This is a genomic window from Enterobacter cloacae complex sp. IR53041 (assembly GCF_049238285.1).
In the GTDB taxonomy this organism is placed as follows: Bacteria; Pseudomonadota; Gammaproteobacteria; order Enterobacterales; family Enterobacteriaceae; genus Enterobacter; species Enterobacter roggenkampii.
In genome coordinates this window covers 84,390-107,203 of record NZ_JBMKHB010000016.1, presented here as the reverse complement: position 1 = coordinate 107,203, position 22,814 = coordinate 84,390, and the positions used below count along the sequence as shown (strand labels likewise).

Sequence of the window (22,814 nt, the reverse complement as noted above, 5' to 3'; positions counted from 1 at the left end):
ACCCAGAGTGTGGTGCGGATAGACTAAAAGTGTTACCTATGTTCCCGGTCTGATCTGTCACCTATGTATCCGGTCATACAGTAGCGCCACCGGGCAAAAGCGTCAGGCTATGGTGCAGGATAAGTATAAACCTGATGCACTGCTTCAATCTCCGCTAACACCTCTTCACTCAGGTTCAGGTGGAAACTCTCAATATTGGTTTTCAGCTGTTCCATCGTGGTTGCGCCCAGCAGGGTACTGGCAACAAACGGCTGACGACGCACGAAGGCCAGCGCCATCTGCGCAGGGTCAAGACCGTGACGCTTCGCGATATCCACATAGGCGGCAACGGCTTTCTGCGTCTGCTCGCCGCTGTAGCGGATAAAGCGGCTAAAGAGGGTGTTACGCGCCCCGGCCGGTTTCGCGCCGTTCAGGTATTTCCCCGTCAGGGTGCCGAAGCCGAGACAGGAGTAAGCAAGCAATTCCACTTCTTCATACTGCGTCACTTCGGCCAGACCCACTTCATAGCTGCGGTTAAGCAGGCTGTACGGGTTCTGAATAGTCACGATACGCGGCAGATCGTGCTTATCCGCCAGGTGCAGATAGCGCATGACCCCAAAGGCCGTTTCGTTAGACACGCCAATGTAGCGGATTTTTCCCGCACGCTGGCATTCGGTCAGCGCTTCCAGCGTTTCCAGCAGCGTCACCGCGGGGGCGCTCTCATTCCAGCTGTACCCGAGCTTGCCAAAGCAGTTGGTTGGCCGCTGCGGCCAGTGTACCTGGTACAGGTCGAGATAGTCGGTTTGCAGGCGCTTGAGGCTGGCGTCCAGCGCGGCGCGGATATTTTTGCGATCGAGGATCTGGTTCGGGCGGATCCCGGTATCGTTGTTGCGCGCGGGGCCGCTGACTTTGGAGGCAATCACCAGCTTTTCACGGTTGCCGCGTTTTGCCAGCCAGTTACCGACGTAGGTTTCGGTAAGTCCCTGCGTCTCAGGACGTGGCGGAACAGGGTACATCTCTGCGACATCAATCAGGTTAATGCCCTGGCTGACGGCATAATCGAGTTGTGCATGGGCATCGGCTTCGCTGTTTTGTTCACCAAATGTCATCGTGCCCAACCCCAGTTGGCTAATTTCCAGTGCGCTGTGGGGGATACGGTGATAATGCATAGCCGGCTTCCTCAGTAGACATATAAACCGCGTCAGGGCGTACCCGACAAAGGAATATAAACATGGCAGAGGGGAAGCAAAAGGGGAAGAAAAAAATCAAAAAGGCCAGCAAGCGACTGACCTCTCTCTGATTATCGCTCGATAATTTGCGATACTTCGTCGCGATTGATCTGCATTTTATTGCCTTCCTGGTCGCGGTAGCTGACCAGACCGGTATCATCGTCGACTTCGGGTTTACCGTCGGTCAGGATCATTCGACCATCTTTTGTCGCCATGACGTAATCGCTGCTACAGCCCGATACAGCAAACGCTAAACCGACTGCTGACACTAACACTGCCCATTTTTTCATCGTTATCGTCCTCATCTGGCTTGTATCAAATCATAATCTAGTATTAACCCGATATGGCGACTTGAGGAAGCGGTAAAATCTTAAAAAGCAGTCGATTATGTTTGAGAGCTCTCAAAATAAGTAAAAAACTATGTTTTCAACAGGAAATGACGTGCGAGTAGTGCGCCGGTGAAATTCTTTTTGAGATAAAAACCGCGCGGCAACGTCAGTATCGGCTCACCCTGCGCGCCGATTGCCTCGGTAAGGGCTTTACTGTTGGCGGCTTTTGGGCGCAGCTGTAATACCTCTCCGTGTCGGGCGGTGATGCGCTCAACCTGCCCAAGAACAATCATGTCCATCAGCTCCTCCCAGTCCAGACGCAGCTGATGCTCCTCATCCTCGTCCGGGCTCCAGAGCAGCGGCGCGCCAACGCGACGGTCGGCCAGGGGGATCTGACGCTCACCCTCAACCGGTACCCACAATACGCGCTTCAGCTTGTGACGAACGTGGCTGGTTTCCCACGTTACGCCGGTATTGCCGGTTAATGGCGCAACGCAGACAAAGGTGGTCTCAAGCGGCTTGCCCTGGCGGTCTACAGGAATGGTTTTTAGCTCCACGCCAAGGGCTGCAAAATCTTGCTCAGGTTTGCTCCCTGCGCTGGCACCCAGCCACAGCTCCAGCAGCATGCCGATCCAGCCTTTATCCCGTTTCAGATCCTTCGGGATCGGCAGCCCGGCCATTGCTGCCAGCTCGCCAAGCGAAAAACCGGCCAGACGCTGTGCCTGCAGTAGCAACTGGCTCTCGCTGGACGGTGGTGAGCCCAAGGGTGTAAGCGGATGCATGACGGTAACCTTTTGATTAAAAAATAAACGAAGAATTTGTCCCCTGTGGATAGAGTTTAACTTTTTCTGTACCAATATGACATCTCTATGATTTATAGGTTTTTTTATCGGTCTGAAATCGTTTTGCCTGGGTGGAAAAAGCGGTTGTTCAAATCTGGTCACTGACAATGAACAGGATCTTACACCATGTTATCCACAGAAAAATGGGATAACTGGGCATAACCCTGACTACTGTTTCCATTTACAGCCTTGACGTGCGATGAAAATCGAATTTTCACACAAATTGTGACTAACTTATTGGCACAATCTGTGGATAAAACCGACGCTGTTCGATCTTTCATCAGCACGACGATCCCTGGTGTGACGATCGTCACGCTATTCAGTTTTTTGTTTACGCAAATGCATCTAACTATATGAATATAATCATGTTAATGAATGCGAGCAAAAGAGGGTGTGCGACGGTCGTTGAGGTTGTTCATCGGTAATCAGACACTTCTTCACAACTATATCCACAGAAAAGGTGAATAAAATTCCCTTCGCTGTCGCTCATCTGTTTATAACTCAGCACTTATTTGTGAGTTATTCAATTGTTATTAGGTTGCAGGCCTGTAAGAGAGTGGTTTACCGCCTCCCTGTAGTGTGAAACAATCATTCATATATAAGGTTTAGTTTGGGGTAGTCCGGTGATTGATGACGATGGCTACCGCCCGAACGTAGGAATAGTAATTTGTAATCGTCAGGGCCAGGTGATGTGGGCCCGTCGATATGGTCAACACTCCTGGCAGTTCCCGCAAGGCGGGATCAATCCGGGAGAGTCCCCAGAACAAGCGATGTACCGGGAGCTTTTTGAAGAGGTCGGTTTGAGCCGAAAAGATGTTCGCATCCTGGCTTCGACCCGCAACTGGTTGCGTTACAAGTTACCGAAACGTTTGGTGCGTTGGGACACAAAGCCGGTTTGTATCGGCCAGAAACAGAAGTGGTTTCTGTTGCAGTTGGTGGGCAACGATTCAGACATCAATATGCAAACCAGTAGTACGCCGGAGTTTGATGGCTGGCGCTGGGTGAGCTATTGGTATCCTGTTCGTCAGGTCGTGTCATTTAAGCGCGATGTTTACCGTAGGGTGATGAAAGAGTTTGCAAGTGTGGTGATGCAGCTTCAGGAGATCCCGCCTAAGCCGCAGAGCGCACCTGCCTGGCGACGTAAAAGAGGTTAAGCTACGCAAATCATGCTCACCCGCTTGCGAGAAATAGTCGAGAAGGTGGCCAGCGCGCCGCGTCTGAACGAGGCGTTGAATATTCTGGTCACCGACATCTGTCTTGCGATGGAGACCGAGGTCTGTTCGGTGTATCTGGCCGACCACGATCGGCGCTGCTATTACCTGATGGCGACCCGTGGTTTGAAAAAACCACGTGGACGCACCGTTACGCTCGCATTTGATGAAGGTATCGTGGGTCTGGTTGGTCGACTGGCTGAACCCATTAACCTTGCTGACGCGCAAAAACACCCCAGCTTTAAATACATCCCTTCTGTAAAAGAAGAGCGCTTCCGCGCTTTCCTTGGCGTGCCGATTATCCAGCGTCGCCAGCTGCTCGGCGTGCTGGTTGTCCAGCAGCGTGAGCTACGTCAGTACGACGAAAGCGAGGAGTCTTTCCTCGTTACGCTGGCCACGCAGATGGCGGCGATCCTCTCTCAGTCTCAGCTTGCCGCGCTTTTTGGTCAGTATCGCCATACGCGCATTCGTGCCCTTCCGGCATCGCCAGGTGTGGCGATTGCTGAAGGCTGGATGGATGCCACGCTGCCGTTAATGGAGCAGGTTTACGAAGCCTCAACGCTTGATGAAGCGCTTGAGCGCGAGCGTCTCACCGCCGCGCTGGAAGAGGCGGCGAATGAATTTCGTCGTTACAGCAAGCGTTTTGCCGCAGGCGCGCAAAAAGAGACGGCGGCCATCTTCGACCTCTATTCGCACCTGCTTTCCGATGCGCGTCTGCGTCGTGAGCTTTTTGCGGAAGTGGATAAAGGCTCGGTCGCAGAGTGGGCGGTTAAGAAGGTCATCGAAAAATTTGCCGACCAGTTTGCGGCGCTGACCGACGGTTACCTGAAAGAGCGGGCAGGGGATCTGCGCGCTCTGGGGCAGCGCCTGCTGTTCCATCTTGATGACACCATTCAGGGCCCGAATGCCTGGCCAAAACGGTTTGTTCTGGTCGCCGACGAACTTTCGGCAACGACGCTGGCTGAACTGCCGCAGGACAGGCTGGCCGGTGTGGTGGTGCGCGATGGTGCCGCCAACTCACACGCCGCTATTATGGTGCGCGCGCTGGGCATCCCTACCGTTATGGGGGCGGACATTCAGCCGTCGGTGCTGCACCGACGTACGCTGGTGGTCGACGGCTATCGCGGTGAGCTGCTGGTCGATCCTGAGCCGGTTCTGCTCCAGGAATACCAGCGTCTTATCAGCGAAGAGAATGAATTAAGCAAGCTGGCGGAAGATGACGTTAACCTGCCCGCCCAGCTTAAGAGCGGTGAGCGGATCAAAGTCATGCTCAACGCCGGTTTAAGCCCCGAGCACGAAGAGAAGCTGGGCAGCCGCATCGACGGGATTGGCCTGTACCGTACTGAAATCCCGTTCATGTTGCAGAGCGGTTTCCCCTCTGAAGAGGAGCAGGTGGCGCAGTATCAGGGCATGCTGCAGATGTTTAACGACAAACCAGTCACCCTGCGAACCCTGGACGTCGGGGCGGATAAACAGCTGCCCTATATGCCGATCAGCGAAGAAAACCCGTGCCTGGGCTGGCGTGGGATCCGCATTACGCTCGATCAGCCGGAGATCTTCCTGATCCAGGTGCGCGCGATGCTGCGCGCTAACGCGGCGACGGGCAATCTCAGCATCCTGCTGCCGATGGTCACCAGCATCGATGAGATCGACGAGTCCCGGCGACTGATCGAACGTGCTGGCCGTGAAGTGGAAGAGATGATCGGCTATGCGATCCCAAAACCGCGGATTGGGGTCATGCTGGAAGTGCCTTCGATGGTCTTTATGCTGCCGCAGCTGGCAAACCGCGTTGATTTTATCTCTGTCGGCACCAACGACCTGACGCAATATATTCTGGCCGTCGACCGTAACAATACCCGCGTCGCCAGTATCTACGATAGCCTGCATCCGGCGATCATTCGCGCCTTAGCGATGATTGCCCGTGAAGCGGAGCAGTACGGCATTGATTTACGCCTGTGCGGTGAAATGGCCGGGGACTCCATGTGCGTTGCGATCCTGATTGGTCTGGGATATCGCCATCTGTCGATGAACGGTCGCGCTGTTGCCCGCGTGAAGTATCTGTTGCGGCATATTGACATCAATGATGCCCGCGAGCTGGCTGAACGTAGCCTTGAGGCGCAGCTGGCTGCTGAGGTTCGCCACCAGGTCGCGGCGTTTATGGAACGACGCGGTATGGGCGGTCTGATCCGCGGCGGCCGCTAAAGCCTTTCTCCCTCTCCCTGTGGGAGAGGGCACCAGCGCGCATAAAACCCTATACACATCTTTTACATCTCGGGCGCATCCTCCGCGCCCGCCTTGTGCTATGATTCGCAACTTTGGAGCCTCTGCTTACGGCAGAATCGCATTTCTACCGCTGTCCACTTTCAGCGGAATAACAACATCTTGTGGTGACAGATGAACAGTGGTTATCTGCATTTTCCGGAATTTGATCCGGTCATTTTCTCAGTAGGACCTGTTTCGCTTCACTGGTACGGTCTGATGTACCTGGTGGGCTTCATTTTTGCCATGTGGCTCGCGGGCCGTCGCGCCAGCCGTCCTGGCAGCGGCTGGACTAAAAACGAAGTTGAAAACCTGCTCTATGCGGGCTTCCTCGGCGTGTTCCTGGGTGGCCGAATTGGATATGTGCTGTTCTATAACTTCCCGGTATTCCTGAATGACCCTCTCTATCTGTTCCGCGTCTGGGACGGCGGCATGTCCTTCCACGGCGGCCTGATTGGGGTGATCCTGGTGATGGTGATTTTTGCCAAACGCACCAAACGCAACTTCTTCCAGGTTTCCGATTTTATCGCACCGCTGATCCCGTTTGGTCTCGGGGCAGGCCGTCTGGGCAACTTCATCAACGGTGAGCTGTGGGGGCGTGTCGACCCGAGCGTTTCCTTTACCATGCTGTTCCCGGGCTCGCGCGCGGAAGACATGGCGCTGCTGCCGTCGCACCCTGAGTGGCAGTCCATTTTCGATACCTACGGCGTGCTGCCGCGCCATATGTCCCAGCTGTACGAGCTGGCGCTGGAAGGCGTGGTGCTGTTTATCATCCTCAACCTGTTTATCCGCAAGCCACGTCCGATGGGGGCTGTTTCCGGGCTGTTCCTGATTGGCTATGGCGCGTTCCGCATCATCGTCGAATTCTTCCGCCAGCCTGACGCCCAGTTTACCGGCGAGTGGGTACAGTACATCAGCATGGGGCAGATCCTCTCCATTCCGATGATCGTCGCGGGTGCCATTATGATGATTTGGGCGTATCGTCGTCGTCCACAGCAACAACTTTCCTGAGGAACCATGAAACAGTATCTTGAATTGATGAAAAAAGTGCTCGATGAGGGCACGCCGAAAAATGACCGCACCGGTACCGGTACGCTCTCCATTTTTGGCCACCAGATGCGCTTCAACCTGCAAGAAGGCTTCCCGCTGGTGACGACAAAGCGCTGCCACCTGCGCTCGATCATTCATGAACTGCTCTGGTTCCTGCAAGGCGATACTAACGTTGCGTATCTGCACGAAAATAACGTTTCCATCTGGGACGAATGGGCAGACGAAAACGGCAACCTGGGCCCCGTTTACGGCAAGCAGTGGCGCGCATGGCCAACGCCTGATGGCCGCCATATTGATCAGATCACCACCGTGATGAACCAGCTGAAAAACGATCCGGACTCGCGCCGCATCATCGTTTCCGCCTGGAACGTCGGCGAACTGGATAAAATGGCGCTGGCGCCGTGCCACGCGTTCTTCCAGTTCTATGTCGCTGACGGCAAGCTCTCCTGCCAGCTCTACCAGCGCTCCTGTGACGTGTTCCTCGGCCTGCCGTTTAACATTGCCAGCTATGCGCTGTTAGTTCACATGATGGCGCAGCAGTGCGACCTGGAAGTGGGTGATTTCGTCTGGACCGGTGGGGATACCCATCTCTACAGCAACCATATGGAACAGACGCATCTCCAGCTTACCCGCGAACCGCGTGCGCTGCCGAAGCTGATTATCAAACGCAAACCGGCATCAATCTTCGACTACCGCTTTGAAGATTTCGAGATTGAGGGCTACGACCCCCATCCGGGCATCAAAGCGCCTGTCGCTATCTGATGCGGTAAAGCCTGACACAACCGGTGCTGTTTAGCGCCGGTTTTTTTTTCGCCTTTCTCCCGTTTCCCGAAGCGCTATCCAGAAGGCGTGCAACGCGCTGCAACCCTCCCAATTCTGCGGATGACGCCTCGTAAAACGATAATCCGATGCTCGTCATGTTCACGGCGCTTCGCCACACTCCCGGTATGAAAAAAGAGAACGGTTTTACGCTTATCGAAACGCTGGTCGCTGTTTCGCTTGTCGTTATCCTCAGCGCTTCAGGTCTGTACGGCTGGGACAGCTGGCAACGGCATCAGCGGCTGTGGCAAACCGCCAGTCAGGTGCGAGATTACCTGCTGTTTCTGCGCAACCATGCCAACCGCCACAACCGCGACCATGAAATTACCCGTCAGCGGGTTGGCGACAGGGACTGTCTGGTGAGCTCTGCCGTGCAGGGCTGTGAGAAGGACAGTCCCTTTGTGCTGCTCCCCCTCTGGCCTGAGGTCGCGATCGGCGAGGTCACGCCGTCGCTGGGGTTCTATGGATTACGGGATACGGCATGGGCAGGGCGGATACGCGTTCAAAGTCGTGCCGGAGACTGGCTGATTATCGTTTCAGACGGAGGGCGCATCAGGATGTGTAAGGTCTCCGAGGGAGGACAATGTCGATGAGACAGGGCGGCTTTTCGCTTACCGAAGTGCTGATTGCTACGGCCATCAGCAGCCTGTTATTGATAAACGCATCGCACTTTTTACCCGGATTGCAGCGGGTGGTATTACTGCAATCTGCCCAGCGAGAGCTGGAAGAAGAGGTCTGGCAACGCCTGTTCGCCCTCGGCAAACAGCTTCAGCGTGCAGGGTACTGCGCGGGAAATTGCCAGGGACAGGCGCTGACGATCGGCAGGCAGGGGCGCTGCATCATTGCGCGGTGGGATGCCAACAGTAACGGCTACTGGGATAGCAGCGCGTCAGAAAATGACAGCACCGGTTTTCGTCTGGAATCGGGGGCGCTGGAAACCCTGCGTGGCGCGACGTCGTGTGAAGGAAAAGGGTGGGAAAAGCTCACGGACCCGGACAGGCTTGCGATCGCGCATTTTGTCGTGAGGAAAGTCGAACATGCCGGTTTTGCGCCAGAGCTGAATATCGAACTGGCCGCGAGGCGTAAAGACGAAAAAGGGGAACCCTGGCAGGCGTTGTATACGGTCACGGGGTACAACCTGTGAATCGTCAACGCGGCATATCTTCGCTGGCGCTGGTTCTGCTTTTACTGGTGCTTGGTACTTTTATCCTGACGGGCCTCAATCAGCAGCTCACAACGTTCAGTGCACTCGTCGGCGGTGAGAGCCGCTCGCTTCAGCAGCAGGCGACGGTGCAGTCCGCGCTTGAGTGGGGGCGCGTTCAGCGCTGGGCGTCAGCGCCACCAGTCCAGTGCAAAACGACATCGGCATGGCGGGTGTGTTTGCGGCAGCTGAGCGAGGCGCGGGTACTGCTGATAGCCGGTGACAGCGACCTGCTGCTCTGGCGCACGGGAGAGATCGTCGGCGGGAAAATTCGCTTTTCGCCTCATGGCTGGAGCGATTTTTGTCCCCTTAAGGAGCGCGCGTTATGTCAGCTGCCGTGAGCAGAGAAAAAGGGTTTAGCATGGTTGAGGTCCTGCTGGCGATGGTGCTGCTGGTGGTGGTCGTGACGGCACTGTCCGGGTACCACCGGGCGCTGGCGGCGCGGTTTACCGTGTTTAATCAGTATCGCCAGCTCTGGCACCATGCCTGGAACCAGTCTCAGCTCTCAACAAATGTTCTCCCGGCAGGCTGGCAGGCCAGTCGGGGGCAGACAACGCTCGCAGGATGTGTCAGCATCACGGTTACACTTATTTCTCCTCTGGGTCGGCGCGGTGAGTTAACGCGTCTGCATTGCCCGGTTAGCCAGTAGTCGGGAGCGTCTATGTTAAGGGTCTACCACTCAAATCGTCTGGATGTGCTGGAAGCACTGATGGAGTTTATCGTTGAGCGCGAGCGGCTTGACGATCCTTTTGAGCCTGAAATGGTGCTGGTGCAGAGCACCGGTATGGCGCAGTGGCTGCAAATGTCGCTTTCCCGCAAATTTGGAATTGCCGCGAATATTGATTTTCCGCTGCCTGCGAGCTTTATCTGGGAGATGTTTGTCCGCGTGTTGCCGGATATCCCGGAGCAGAGCGCCTTCAACAAGCAAGCCATGAGCTGGAAGCTGATGGCGCTGCTGCCGGAAATGCTGCAGCACGATGAATTTGCCATGCTGCGCCACTACCTCAATGACGATACCGACAAGCGCAAGCTGTTCCAGCTGGCGTCGCGCACTGCCGATCTCTACGACCAATACCTTGTTTACCGCGCTGACTGGTTAATTCGTTGGGAAGCGGGCGAGTTGGTTGAAGGCCTGCCGGAGGCGCAAATATGGCAGGCCCCGCTGTGGAAAGCGCTGGTGGAGCATACCGAGAGACTGGGCCAGCCTAAGTGGCACCGTGCCAATCTCTACGATCGGTTTATCTCGATACTTGAAAATGCGTCGGAACGCCCGGCCCGACTGCCGTCACGCGTTTTTATCTGCGGGATATCCGCATTACCCCCTGTCTATCTGAAGGCGCTGAATGCGCTGGGTAAACATATCGATATTCATATTTTGTTTACCAACCCCTGCCGACAGTATTGGGGGGATATTCTCGACGAACGCTGGCTTGCACGGCTGGTAACTCGCCAAAGAAAGCGCCTTTTTGAAGAACGATCCATCCCGCTGTTTAAAGACGGCTCGACGGCCGGGCAGCTTTTCGATGAAGACGGTATCCAGAACCTGCCCAATCCGCTGCTTGCCTCGTGGGGGAAGCTGGGGCGTGACTACATTCACATGCTTTCAGACATCACTTCCTCAGGTGAAGGTGATGTGGATGCCTTTGTTGAGATCGCCCCGGACTGCCTGCTGCATAATATTCAGTTAGATATTCTGGATCTGGAAAACCGCGCCGTCATGGGCGTGACGGCGAACGAGTTCGAACGCAGCGACAATAAGCGAAAACTGGATCCTGACGATCGCAGCGTCACGATCCACGTTTGTCACAGCCCGCAGCGTGAGGTCGAAGTGCTTCACGACCAGCTGCTGGCGATGCTGCAGGAGGATCCCGATCTGACGCCACGCGATATCGTGGTGATGGTGGCGGATATCGACACCTACAGTCCCTTTATTCAGGCCGTCTTTGGCAGCGCGACGGGGGAACGGTACCTGCCTTACGCGATATCTGACCGTCGTGCCCGCCAGTCGCATCCGGTATTGCAGGCGTTTATCACTCTGCTTTCACTGCCGGATAGCCGGTTTATCTCCGAAGATGTCCTGGCGTTGCTGGATGTTCCCGTGCTGGCCGCACGCTTCAACATCAATGAAGAGGGTCTGCGCTGCCTTCGTCAGTGGGTGAATGAGTCTGGCGTGCGCTGGGGGATCGATGACGATAACGTTCAGGAGTTCGAGCTTCCCGCAACCGGACAGCACACCTGGCGATTTGGCCTGACGCGTATGCTGTTGGGCTACGCCATGGAAAGCAGCCAGGGCGAGTGGAATGAGGTGCTGCCTTATGATGAGTCCAGCGGGTTAATTGCTGAACTGGTGGGGCATTTAGCATCGCTATTAATGCAACTTAACCGCTGGCGATATGCGCTGTTGCAGCCGCGTCCACTTGAAGAATGGCTCCCGGTCTGCAGGGCGTTACTCAATGATTTCTTCCTGCCGGACAATGACACCGAAGCGGCGATGGCGCTCATTGAAACCCAGTGGCAGGCCATCATCGACGAAGGCGTGAATTCCCACTACCACGAGGCCATCCCGCTGTCGCTGTTGCGTGATGAGCTGACGCAGCGGCTTGACCAGGAGCGAATCAGCCAGCGTTTCCTGGCGGGGCCTGTCAATATCTGCACCCTGATGCCCATGCGTTCTATCCCGTTCAGGGTGGTCTGCCTGCTTGGCATGAACGACGGTGTGTATCCGCGCGCGCTGCCGCCGCTGGGGTTCGACTTGATGAGCGCAAACCCAAAACGGGGCGATCGTAGCCGCCGCGATGATGACCGCTACCTCTTCCTTGAAGCGCTCATTTCTGCTCAGAGCAAGCTCTATATCAGCTATATCGGCCGTTCTATTCAGGACAACAGCGAGCGTTTCCCCTCCGTACTGGTGCAGGAGCTGGTGGACTATATCGGCCAGAGCCACTACCTGCCGGGAGATGAAGAGCGCAACTGTGATGAAAGCGAGCAGAGGGTGAAAGCCCATATCACCTGTTCCCACAGCCGCATGCCGTTTGACCCGGTGAACTATATTGCCGGCGAGCGCCAGAGCTATGCCCATGAGTGGTTACCGGCGGCGAAAAAAGAGGGGAATGCGCATACTGATTTCATTCAGGAACTTGACCCGCGCCCCATCGACACCCTGACCTTCGAGCAGCTTCAGCGGTTTTGGGCACATCCGGTGCGCGCCTTCTTCCAGCAGCGACTGCAGGTCAACTTCCGCTCTGAAGAGAGTGAAATTCCTGATGCAGAACCGTTTACGCTGGAAGGTCTGGAGCGCTACCAGTTAAACCTGCAGCTGCTGAATGCGCTGGTTGAAGAGGAAGATGCGGACAAACTTTACCGTCGCTACCGTGCTGCGGGTCAGCTGCCCTACGGAGCGTTCGGGGAGATCGTCTGGGAGGCGCAGTGCCAGGAGATGACCGCTCTGGCAGAGCGCGTAAGAGCGTGCCGACAGCCGGGGAAAAGTATTGAAATTGATCTCAACTGCAACGGGATACAGCTCACGGGCTGGTTAACCCAGGTACAGCCGGATGGGCTGCTGCGCTGGCGGCCCTCAATGCTAAGCGTTTCGCAAGGATTGCAACTCTGGCTGGAACATCTTGTCTACAGTGCGGGTGGGCATAAAGGCGAAAGCCGAATTTTCGTGCGCAAAGAGGGCGAATGGCGCTTCCCGCCGATGGAAGCCGAGCAGGCGTTAGGGTATCTCTCTTTGTACATTGAAGGCTACCGTCAGGGAATGAACAAACCGCTCCTGTTACTACCGGAAAGTGGCGGCGCCTGGATAAAAGCCTGTTATGACGCGCAGAATGATGCGATGTTAACGGATGAGGCTTCGCTCCAGAAAGCGCGCAGTAAGTTTATGCAGGCCTATGAAGGAAACATGATGGTGCGGGGTGAAGGTGAGGATGTCTGGTATCAGCGTTTGTGGCGAGCGCTCGAGCCAGAATACTTTGAGGCGATCACGGAAGAGGCGCAGCGCTACCTGTTGCCGTTGTTTAGATTTAATCAGTCCTGAGCGCTGTATAAAAATTGCGCAGATAAAGGTGTTCATTTATGATGCACTTCTTATCACGGACTGATGTACCCAAAGAAAGAGATGTTGGCGTGTCCAGCACGCAGTTTGTTAATGATGTAGCCGTGATAAAGAGGTCGTAATGCCAGGCAGCACCTTGTTTAAAGCGTTTGTTTTGTTTATTGCCCTTTGGGCGCCCGTCACTCACGCAGACTCCGGTTGGCAACCCGTTCAGGAAACTATCCGTAAGAGCGAAAAAGATACCCGTCAATATCAGGCTATTCGCCTTGATAACGGGATGACCGTGCTGCTGGTTTCCGACCCGCAGGCGGTGAAATCCCTGTCGGCATTAGTGGTGCCGGTTGGGTCGCTGGAAGATCCTGACGCTCATCCTGGGCTTGCACACTATCTGGAACATATGACGCTGATGGGGTCAAAAAAATACCCGCAGCCAGATAGCCTGTCCGAATTTCTGAAGATGCATGGCGGCAGCCACAATGCCAGTACGGCACCGTACCGCACGGCCTTTTATCTCGAAGTCGAAAATGATGCGCTGGAAGGGGCTGTCGATCGCCTTGCCGATTCCATCGCCGCGCCGTTGCTGGATAAAAAATACGCCGATCGTGAACGCAATGCGGTGAATGCCGAGCTGACCATGGCCCGCACGCGAGACGGTATGCGCATGGCGCAGGTCAGCGCCGAAACCATCAACCCTGCGCACCCGGGTTCGCGCTTCTCCGGTGGTAACCTGGAAACCTTGAGCGACAAACCGAACAGCCCGGTGCTGGATGCCCTGCACGCGTTTCGCGATAAATACTACTCCGCCAACCTGATGAAAACGGTCATCTACAGCAATAAACCGTTGCCGGAGCTGGCAGCCATGGCGGCCAAAACCTTTGGCCGGGTGCCGAATAAAAATATCGACCTGCCGCAAATAACCGTTCCGGTGGTCACGGACGCGCAAAAAGGCATCGTGATCCACTACGTTCCTGCCATGCCGCGCAAAGTGCTGCGCGTGGAATTCCGCATTGATAACAACACGGCACAGTTCCGCAGTAAAACCGATGAGCTGGTCACCTATCTGATTGGTAACCGTAGCCCGGGTACGCTGTCTGACTGGCTGCAAAAGCAGGGGCTGGCGGAAGGCATTCGCGCCGACTCCGATCCGGTTGTGAACGGCAATAGCGGCGTGCTGGCGATCTCCGCGACCCTGACTGACAAAGGACAGGCCAACCGTGATGAAGTCGTAGCGGCTATCTTTAGCTACCTCTCCTTACTGCGTGAGAAAGGCGTCAATAAGCGCTATTTTGATGAACTCGCGCACGTGCTGGATCTCGATTTCCGCTACCCGTCCATCACCCGCGACATGGATTATGTGGAGTGGCTGGCGGACACCATGATCCGCGTGCCGGTGGAACATACCCTCGACGCGGTGAATATTGCCGACCGGTATGATGCCGGGGCGGTAAAAGACCGCCTGGCGATGATGACGCCGGAGAATGCCCGCATCTGGTACATCAGCCCGAACGAACCGCATAACAAGACGGCGTACTTTGTCGATGCCCCTTATCAGGTGGATAAAATCAGCGCCCAGACCTTCGCCGACTGGCAGAAGAAGGCCGGTGAGATTGCGTTGAAGCTGCCGGAGCTGAACCCCTATATTCCGGATGACTTCTCGCTGATCAAAACGACGAAAGATTACCCGCATCCGGAACTCATCATTGATGAGCCAACGCTGCGCGTCGTGTACACCCCAAGCCGGTATTTTGCCAGCGAGCCAAAGGCCGATGTTAGCGTGGTGCTGCGTAACCCGAAAGCCATGAACAGCGCCAAAAATCAGGTGATGTTCGCGCTCAATGACTATCTCGCCGGTATCGCGCTCGATCAGCTCAGCAACCAAGCCGCCGTGGGCGGGATCAGCTTCTCCACCAACGCCAATAACGGTTTGATGCTTAATGCAAACGGCTATACCCAGCGCTTGCCTCAGCTGTTCCAGGCCCTGCTGGAGGGCTACTTCAGCTACACGCCGACGGAAGAGCAGCTTGAGCAGGCTAAATCCTGGTATGCCCAGATGATGGATTCTGCCGAGAAGGGCAAGGCTTACGATCTGGCGCTTATGCCGGCGCAAATGCTGTCGCAGGTTCCTTATTTCCAGCGTGAGGATCGCCGCGCGCTGCTGCCTTCCATCTCCTTAAAAGACGTGCTGGCGTACCGCGATGCGCTGAAAACCAACACGCGTCCGGAGTTCCTGATCGTTGGCAACATGAGTGAGGATCAGGCCAAAACCCTGGCGCAGAATGTTCGCACTCAGCTCGGCTCTAAAGGCGACGAGTGGTGCCGCAACCAGGACGTGCTGGTTGAGAAAAAGCAGAATGTGATCTTTGAAAAAGCGGGTAACAGCACGGATTCCGCGCTGGCCGCGGTCTTTGTGCCAACGGGCTACGATGAATTTGCCAGTTCAGCGCAGAGCGCCGTGCTGGGACAGATTATTCAGCCGTGGTTCTATAACCAGTTACGCACAGAGGAGCAGCTTGGCTACGCGGTGTTTGCCTTCTCCATGAACGTCGGTCGTCAGTGGGGGCTGGGCTTCCTGCTGCAAAGCAGCGATAAACAACCGGCGTATCTCTGGCAGCGTTACCAGGCCTTCTTCCCGCAGGTGGAAGCAAAACTGCGTGCCATGAAGCCGGAAGAGTTTGCCCAGATCCAGCAGGCCGTCATCGCGCAGGTGATGCAGCCGCCGCAGACGCTGGGTGAAGAAGCCTCGCAGCTGAGCAAAGATTTCGATCGCGGTAATCTGAAATTTGATTCGCGTGATAAAGTAGTGGCCGAGATAAAACAGCTGACGCCGCAGAAGGTTGCCGACTTCTTCCATCAGGCGGTCATTAAGCCGCAGGGAATCACCATCCTGTCCCAGGTTTCCGGTAGCCAGAACGGGAAAACGGAATACGTGAACCCGAAAGGCTGGAAAGTCTGGAAGAGCGTCAGCGCGCTGCAGCAATCTATGCCCTGGAGTAAGAAAGAATGACCGATACCGCTGAGTCCCTTGATCCCTTACGTTTACCTCTGCAGGGTGAACGATTGATTGAAGCCTCAGCGGGAACGGGAAAAACCTTCACCATTGCCGCCCTCTATCTGCGCCTGCTGTTAGGGCTTGGCGGCAACGCCGCTTTTCCACGCCCTTTGAGCGTGGAAGAGCTGCTGGTGGTCACCTTCACCGAGGCCGCTACCGCGGAGCTGCGGGGCCGTATTCGTACCAATATCCACGAGCTGCGCATCGCCTGTCTACGTCAGAGCACGGATAACCCCCTCTACGCCAGCCTTCTGGAAGAGATTGCCGATAAGAAGCAGGCAGCCCAGTGGCTGCTGCTCGCTGAACGGCAGATGGACGAAGCGTCCGTCTTTACCATTCACGGTTTTTGCCAGCGCATGCTGAGCCTGAACGCGTTCGAGTCCGGTATGCTGTTCGAACAGCAGCTTATTGAAGATGAATCCGTGCTTCGCTATCAGGCCTGCGCGGATTTCTGGCGTCGCCACTGCTACCCCTTACAGCGCGATATTGCCGAAGCGGTACACGCGCTCTGGAAAGGCCCGGAGGCGCTGCTGCGCGCGATCGATCGTTATCTGCAGGGGGAAGCGCCGGTCATCAAATCCCCGCCGCCGGCAGATGAAACCCTGGCCACGCGGCATGAAAAAATCATCGCGAAAATTGCGGACATCAAGCAAAAGTGGATGGAGTCAGTCGGCGAGATTGACGCCATCATCGAAAATTCCGGCATCGATCGTCGCAAGTTCAACCGTGGCAATCAGGGAAAATGGATCGACAAGGTCAGCGCCTGGGCGCAGGAAGAGACGCGGGGCTACCAGCTCCCGGACGCGCTGGAGAAATTCTCCCAACGTTTCCTGGCTGAGCGGACAAAAGCCGACGGCATTGTACCTGAGCATCCCCTGTTTGTGGCGATTGAAACCCTGCTGGCGGAGCCCCTTACGCTCAACGATCTGATGATCGCTCGCGCCATGACCGAAATTCGTGAGGCCGTGGCACGCGAAAAGCGCCGCCGTGGCGAGCTGGGGTTCGACGATATGCTGAGCCGCCTGGATGCGGCGCTGTGCAGTGAAAATGGCGAAGCGCTTGCCGCCGCGATTCGCACCCGCTTCCCGGTGGCGATGATAGACGAATTCCAGGACACCGACCCTCAGCAGTACCGCATTTTCCGCCGTATCTGGCGCCAGCAGCCCGACACCGCGCTGCTGTTAATCGGCGATCCGAAACAGGCCATTTACGCCTTCCGCGGTGCGGATATTTTCACCTATATGAAGGCCCGCAGCGAGGTTGCCGCGCACTACACGCTCGATACCAACTGGCGCTCCTCCCCCGGCATGGTGGAAAGCGTCAACGCGCTGTTTAGCCGCATGGATACGGCGTTTATGTTCCGGGAGATCCCGTTTCAGCCGGTAAAATTTGCCCCGAAAAATGCCTCGTTGCGCTTCGAGTTTAACGGCGTGACGCAGCCTGCCATTAACTTCTGGCTGCTGGATGGGGAAGGCTTCGGCGTTGCCGACTATCAAAATGCCATGGCCCAGCACTGTGCCGCGCAAATCCGTGACTGGCTCAGTGCGGGAGCGCGAGGCGAGGCGCTGCTGTGGAAGGGGGATAACCCCACCCCGGTAAAGGCATCGGATATTACGGTGCTGGTGCGCAGCCGTCAGGAGGCCGCATTCATCCGCGACGCCCTGACGTTACTGAATATCCCCTCCGTCTACCTCTCGAACCGCGACAGCGTCTTTGAAACGCTGGAGGCGCAGGAGATGTTATGGCTGCTGCAGGCCGTGCTGGCCCCGGAGCGGGAAAGTACATTGCGCAGCGCATTAGCCAGCGCGATGCTCGGACTGAACGCGCGCGATATTGATGCGCTCAACAATGACGAAGCCGCGTGGGATGCGGTGGTGGAAGAGTTTGTCCACTACCGGGAAAGATGGCAGAAGCGCGGCGTGATGGCGATGGTGCGCGAGCTCATGGCTCAGCGGCACATTGCCGAGAATATGTTGGCTACCGCAGGCGGGGAGCGGCGGCTAACCGATATTTTGCACATCAGCGAACTCTTGCAGGAAGCGGGTACGCAGCTGGAGAGCGAGCACGCCCTGGTGCGCTGGCTGGCGCAGCAGATTGCCGATCCGAACAGCAATTCCTCCAGCCAGCAGATGCGCCTCGAGAGTGATAAACATCTGGTGCAGATCGTCACCATCCACAAGTCGAAAGGCCTGGAATATCCGCTGGTCTGGCTGCCGTTTATCGCCAATTACCGCGTGCAGGATCAGGCTTTTTACCACGATCGCGAGTCTTTTGAGGCGGTGCTCGATCTCAGCAACGCGGAGTCCAGCGTTGAGCTGGCAGAGGCCGAACGTCTGGCGGAAGATTTGCGCCTGCTCTACGTGGCGCTGACCCGCTCGGTATGGCACTGCAGCCTGGGCGTTGCGCCGCTGTTCCGTCGCCGTGGCGAAAAGAGCGGAGAGAGCGATTTTCATCTGAGCGCGCTGGGGCGGCTTATTCAGCAGGGTGAACCCAAAGACGCGGCGGGCCTGCGCCAGTGCATCGAATCGCTTTGTACTGAGCATGTTGCCCTGCATATTCCATCGCTGCCCGACAACAGCCGCTGGCACATGCCGGAGCCGCACGAGTCAGATCTCCATGCCCGTCAGGTGGTACGTACGATTGCCGACGACTGGCGCGTTACCAGCTACTCTGGCTTACAGCAGCACGGGCAGAGTATTGCGCAGGATCTGATGCCAAAACTGGACGTGGATGCCGCAGGCGCCGGTAGCGTACCCGCTGAGCCGGTGCTGACGCCGCACCAGTTCCCGCGCGGCGCCTCGCCGGGCACGTTTTTACACAGCCTGTTTGAAGAGCTGGATTTTACCCAGCCGGTTTCCGAAGAGTGGGTGCTGAAGATGCTACAGAGCGGTGGTTACGACGCGCAATGGCAGCCGGCTCTTACTGAATGGATCCGCGCGGTTCTGCACGCCCCGCTCACCGCACAGGGGATCTCGCTTAGCCAGTTGACCACCAAAGATAAGCAGGTGGAGATGGAGTTTTACCTCCCCATCGCCAGCCCGCTCAGGGCCGAGGCGCTTGATGCGTTGATCCGCGAGTACGATCCGCTGTCCGCCGGATGCCCGCCGCTGAACTTCCGCCAGGTGCAGGGAATGCTAAAAGGTTTTATCGACCTGGTTTTCCGCCACGACGGGCGCTACTACCTGCTGGATTACAAATCGAACTGGCTGGGCGAAGACAGCACAGCCTATACCCAACAGGCGATGGCGTCGGCTATGCAACTGCATCGCTACGATCTGCAGTACCAGCTTTATACCCTGGCGCTGCACCGTTACCTGCGCCATCGTATTGCCGATTACCGTTACGACGCGCATTTTGGTGGCGTGATTTACCTGTTCCTGCGCGGCGTGGATGCCAACGACCCGCGTTCCGGCGTCTTTAGCACGCGTCCGGCTGTGGAACTGATTGAAAAAATGGATAACCTGTTTGCCGCAGGCACGGAGGAGATGGCATGACGATGCAGGCGCTACTGCTGGACGCGGTTGAACAACGATTACTGCGCCACCTGGACGTGCAGTTTGCCATGATGGTGGCAGGCGAGGAGCCAGCCGTCATGCTTGCCGCCGCGATTCTGAGCAAAGACGCGGGGGAAGGGCACGTATGTCTGCCGCTGTCGCGTCTGGCGGTGGATGAGAAAATGCCTCCGGCTTTACAGGCGTGTTTCGCGCTGCTGGGTGACGCACTGGACTGGCAGGCGATACTACGCGGTTCGCCTGCCGTGAGCGGAGCCGATACCGGGACGCCAATGATTCTGGTCGGCGAGCGTTTGTATCTTAACCGGCTGTGGCGTAACGAACTGACGGTGGCGCGCTTCTTCAGCGAGACCAACGCCCCGCTTCCCTGCGATGAAACGCAGCTTCGGCAAACGCTGGATGCGCTGTTTTCTTCTGACGAGGCGACAGACTGGCAGAAAGTGGCGGCAGCCGTGGCCTTAACGCGTCGGATCTCGGTGATTTCAGGCGGACCGGGCACCGGGAAAACGACCACCGTGGCAAAACTGCTTGCCGCGCTGATTCAGCTCTCGGGTGAGCAAAAGTGCCGTATTCGCCTGGCGGCCCCCACCGGTAAAGCCGCGGCGCGTCTGACGGAATCGTTAGGCGGCGCGCTGCAAAAGCTGCCGCTAACCGGGGATCAGCTTGCGCTTTTCCCTAATGAAGCCAGCACGCTGCACCGTTTGCTTGGCGCACAGCCAGGTAGCCAGCGTCTGCGCTACCACGCCGGTAACCCGCTGCACCTGGATGTGCTGGTGGTGGATGAAGCGTCGATGATTGACCTGACGATGATGTCGCGTTTGATTGATGCCCTACCGCCGCACGCGCGCGTTATTTTCCTGGGCGATCGCGACCAGCTTGCCTCGGTGGAGGCAGGGGCTGTGCTGGGCGATATCTGCACCTATGCCAGCCTGGGATATACCGCAGAACGCGCTCAGGAGTTAGCCCGTCTCACCGGATGCTCGCTCACCTCTGAAAACCATTCGCTTGCAGGAGCGCTGCGCGACAGCCTGTGTCTGCTGCAGAAAAGCTACCGCTTCGGCAGCGATTCCGGTATCGGCCAGCTTGCGGCGGCCGTGAACCGGGGCGACCGGCGCACAACCACTGCGGTGTTTGACGGCACCTTTACGGATATTGAGAAAAAATCGCTGCAGACCGGGGAAGAGTATCAGGCGATGCTGGATGATGCCCTGCAGGGGTATCAGCACTTTCTGACGGGCGTACAACAGCAGCGTTCGCCGGAGCAGGTCATTGCCGCATTTGGTGAATATCAGCTGCTTTGTGCGCTGAGGGAAGGTCCCTTTGGTGTCCGGGGCCTGAACGACAGGCTGGAACAGCTGCTGGTGCAAAAGCGTAAAATTAACCGTACCCCGCACTCGCGCTGGTATGAAGGGCGGCCGGTGATGATTTCCCGCAACGACAGCGCGCTGGGGTTGTTTAACGGGGATATCGGGATTGCGCTCGACTGCGGCCAGGGGCTGCGCGTCTGGTTCCAGATGCCGGACGGGAGCGTGAAGTCTTTCCAGCCCAGCCGTTTGCCCGAGCATGAAACCGCCTGGGCGATGACGGTGCATAAATCCCAGGGCTCCGAGTTTAACCACGCGGCGCTGGTGCTGCCCACGCAGCTTTCCCCCGTCATTACCCGCGAGCTGATCTATACCGCCATTACGCGCGCGCGTCAGCGCCTGTCGCTGTATACCGATGAACGCGTGCTGGTGCAGGCGATTGCCACCCGAACGGAACGCCGGAGCGGGCTGGGCGCGATATTTGAGTCCCTCTGAATGAACGCCCTCGCCGCACGGTGAGGGCGTCGTATCATCCCAGGTCCGCCATCAGCACTTTTGAACGGCGCTGATAGTTGTACATCTCTTTCTTCGTTTCCGGCAGGGAATCGATATCCACCGGCGTGAAACCGCGCTCCTGGAACCAGTGAATGCTGCGCGTCGTCAGGACGAACAGCTTGCTCAGCCCCATCTGGCGCGCCTGTGCCGCCACGCGCTCAAGCAGCATTTCACCGCGTGAAGAGCTGCGGTAATCAGGATGCACCGCCACGCAGGCCATTTCACCGATCTTCTCTTCCGGGAACGGATAAAGCGCGGCGCAGGCGATGGTCAGGTTATCGCGCTGAATAATGGTGAATTTGTCGATCTCCATCTCCAGCTGCTCGCGTGAACGACGCACCAGAATGCCCTGCTGTTCCAGCGGGCGGATCAGCTCCAGAATACCGCCGATGTCGTTAATGGTGGCGCGGCGGATCTGCTCCGCGCTCTCCATGACAATCTGCGTACCAATACCGTCGCGGGAGAACAGCTCCTGCAGCAGAGCGCCGTCTTCCTGATAGCTGATCAGGTGGCTACGACGCACGCCGCTGCGGCAGGCCTTCACGGCGCCACGCAGGAAGCGGACCGTGCCGGAGTGGTAATCGCCTTCGGCTTCCAGCGCTTCCACGCGGGCCTGGGCTTCATTCGGGAAGAGTTCCGGCACGATCGTTCCTTCATCATTCACGACGCCCTGGGAGGAGCAGAACCCAATCATTTTTTCCGCCTTCAGCTTGATCGCCAGCTGCGTGGCGATCTCTTCTGAAGTGAGGTTGAAGCTTTCGCCGGTCACGGAAACGGCGACCGGGCCCATCAGCACGATGGCGCCGCTGTCCAGCTGGCGGTGAATGGCTTCTTCATCAATACGACGAATGCGGCCGCTGTGGCAGTAATCCACGCCATCGTCCACGCCGAGCGGCTGGGCAATGATGAAGTTGCCGCTCACGACGTTGATATGCGCGCCCTGCAGCGGCGTGTTGTTCAGGCTCATGGACAGGCGAGCGGTGATATCCAGCTGCAGCAGACCTGCCGCCTGCTTCACCAGCTCAAGGGTTTTGGCATCCGTGACGCGGGTATGCTTGTGGTAAATCGGCTCGTGATGGTGAGCGGCCAGGTTAGCGTCGATCTGCGGGCGCGCGCCATAGACCACCACCAGGCGGATCCCCAGGCTGTGCAGCAGGCCAATGTCATTGACGATGCTGGAAAAATTTTCATGCTCAATGGCTTCGCCGCCAAGCATGATGACAAACGTTTTTCCCCGATGGGCGTTGATATAGGGAACAGAATGGCGGAATCCCTGGACCAGTTCGGTTCTACGTTCCTTCACCATGGCACAACCCTTAATGAATGTTTATTCGTAATTTCTGTATTTTTATTCGATTGTGGCCGCGTGTGCAAGCGCAAATTTTCCGCGACCCACAGAAAATGATAAGTAATCCGTGCGT

The 22,814-nt window shown here is 56.9% G+C and carries 16 protein-coding genes; 12 read left to right on the top strand and 4 right to left on the bottom strand.

The window, feature by feature from the left end:
- Nucleotides 1-107: 107 nt before the first annotated feature.
- From ACOTXF_RS13315 to mutH, 3 genes are all read right to left on the bottom strand, one after another.
- Nucleotides 108-1,148, bottom strand: a complete 1,041-nt coding sequence (locus ACOTXF_RS13315) for an NADP(H)-dependent aldo-keto reductase (RefSeq protein WP_232926935.1) — start codon at nt 1,146-1,148, stop codon at nt 108-110.
- Nucleotides 1,149-1,279: 131 nt separating this feature from the next.
- Nucleotides 1,280-1,498 carry a YgdI/YgdR family lipoprotein gene (locus ACOTXF_RS13310; RefSeq protein ID WP_008499668.1) on the bottom strand — a complete coding sequence of 73 codons (219 nt, stop codon included), beginning with the start codon at nt 1,496-1,498 and terminating at the stop codon, nt 1,280-1,282.
- A 128-nt stretch (nt 1,499-1,626) separates the two neighbouring features.
- A complete protein-coding gene (gene mutH / locus ACOTXF_RS13305; protein WP_047747241.1) occupies nt 1,627-2,319 on the bottom strand; it encodes a DNA mismatch repair endonuclease MutH in 693 nt (230 codons plus the stop codon).
- Nucleotides 2,320-3,002: 683 nt separating this feature from the next.
- Here mutH and rppH point away from each other — a divergent pair.
- From rppH to recD, 12 genes are all read left to right on the top strand, one after another.
- A complete protein-coding gene (gene rppH / locus ACOTXF_RS13300) occupies nt 3,003-3,533 on the top strand; it encodes an RNA pyrophosphohydrolase (protein WP_013098553.1) in 531 nt (176 codons plus the stop codon).
- Nucleotides 3,534-3,545: 12 nt separating this feature from the next.
- Entirely contained in the window at nt 3,546-5,792 is a 2,247-nt protein-coding gene (ptsP, locus tag ACOTXF_RS13295) for a phosphoenolpyruvate--protein phosphotransferase (RefSeq protein WP_047747243.1), read from the top strand.
- A 192-nt stretch (nt 5,793-5,984) separates the two neighbouring features.
- Nucleotides 5,985-6,860, top strand: coding sequence for a prolipoprotein diacylglyceryl transferase (gene lgt, locus ACOTXF_RS13290; protein ID WP_008499664.1), 876 nt, complete (start codon nt 5,985-5,987; stop codon nt 6,858-6,860).
- A 6-nt stretch (nt 6,861-6,866) separates the two neighbouring features.
- Complete coding sequence (gene thyA / locus ACOTXF_RS13285; RefSeq protein WP_008499663.1) at nt 6,867-7,661, top strand: thymidylate synthase; 795 nt, start codon at nt 6,867-6,869, stop codon at nt 7,659-7,661.
- A 185-nt stretch (nt 7,662-7,846) separates the two neighbouring features.
- Nucleotides 7,847-8,311 carry a prepilin peptidase-dependent protein gene (locus ACOTXF_RS13280; protein WP_232926954.1) on the top strand — a complete coding sequence of 155 codons (465 nt, stop codon included), beginning with the start codon at nt 7,847-7,849 and terminating at the stop codon, nt 8,309-8,311.
- Nucleotides 8,302-8,862 (top strand): prepilin peptidase-dependent protein, encoded by a 561-nt coding sequence (locus tag ACOTXF_RS13275; protein WP_045415612.1) that lies wholly within the window; start codon nt 8,302-8,304, stop codon nt 8,860-8,862. The genes ACOTXF_RS13280 and ACOTXF_RS13275 overlap by 10 nt, the downstream gene beginning before the upstream one ends.
- A complete protein-coding gene (locus ACOTXF_RS13270; RefSeq protein WP_045415610.1) occupies nt 8,859-9,260 on the top strand; it encodes a DUF2509 family protein in 402 nt (133 codons plus the stop codon). The genes ACOTXF_RS13275 and ACOTXF_RS13270 overlap by 4 nt, the downstream gene beginning before the upstream one ends.
- Entirely contained in the window at nt 9,245-9,568 is a 324-nt protein-coding gene (locus ACOTXF_RS13265; protein WP_045415609.1) for a prepilin-type N-terminal cleavage/methylation domain-containing protein, read from the top strand. The genes ACOTXF_RS13270 and ACOTXF_RS13265 overlap by 16 nt, the downstream gene beginning before the upstream one ends.
- A gap of 12 nt (nt 9,569-9,580) precedes the next feature.
- Nucleotides 9,581-12,955, top strand: a complete 3,375-nt coding sequence (gene recC, locus ACOTXF_RS13260; protein ID WP_048962878.1) for an exodeoxyribonuclease V subunit gamma — start codon at nt 9,581-9,583, stop codon at nt 12,953-12,955.
- A 139-nt stretch (nt 12,956-13,094) separates the two neighbouring features.
- Entirely contained in the window at nt 13,095-15,977 is a 2,883-nt protein-coding gene (gene ptrA, locus ACOTXF_RS13255; protein ID WP_232926937.1) for a pitrilysin, read from the top strand.
- Entirely contained in the window at nt 15,974-19,516 is a 3,543-nt protein-coding gene (gene recB / locus ACOTXF_RS13250) for an exodeoxyribonuclease V subunit beta (protein ID WP_232926939.1), read from the top strand. Before ptrA ends, recB begins: the two co-directional genes overlap by 4 nt.
- On the top strand, nt 19,513-21,333 hold the full coding sequence (gene recD / locus ACOTXF_RS13245) for an exodeoxyribonuclease V subunit alpha (protein WP_045415602.1): 1,821 nt from the start codon (nt 19,513-19,515) through the stop codon (nt 21,331-21,333). Before recB ends, recD begins: the two co-directional genes overlap by 4 nt.
- 34 nt (nt 21,334-21,367) lie before the next feature.
- On the opposite strand, the gene argA is transcribed toward recD, so the two are convergent.
- Complete coding sequence (argA, locus tag ACOTXF_RS13240; RefSeq protein ID WP_008499655.1) at nt 21,368-22,699, bottom strand: amino-acid N-acetyltransferase; 1,332 nt, start codon at nt 22,697-22,699, stop codon at nt 21,368-21,370.
- Between the last annotated feature and the right edge of the window lie 115 nt (nt 22,700-22,814).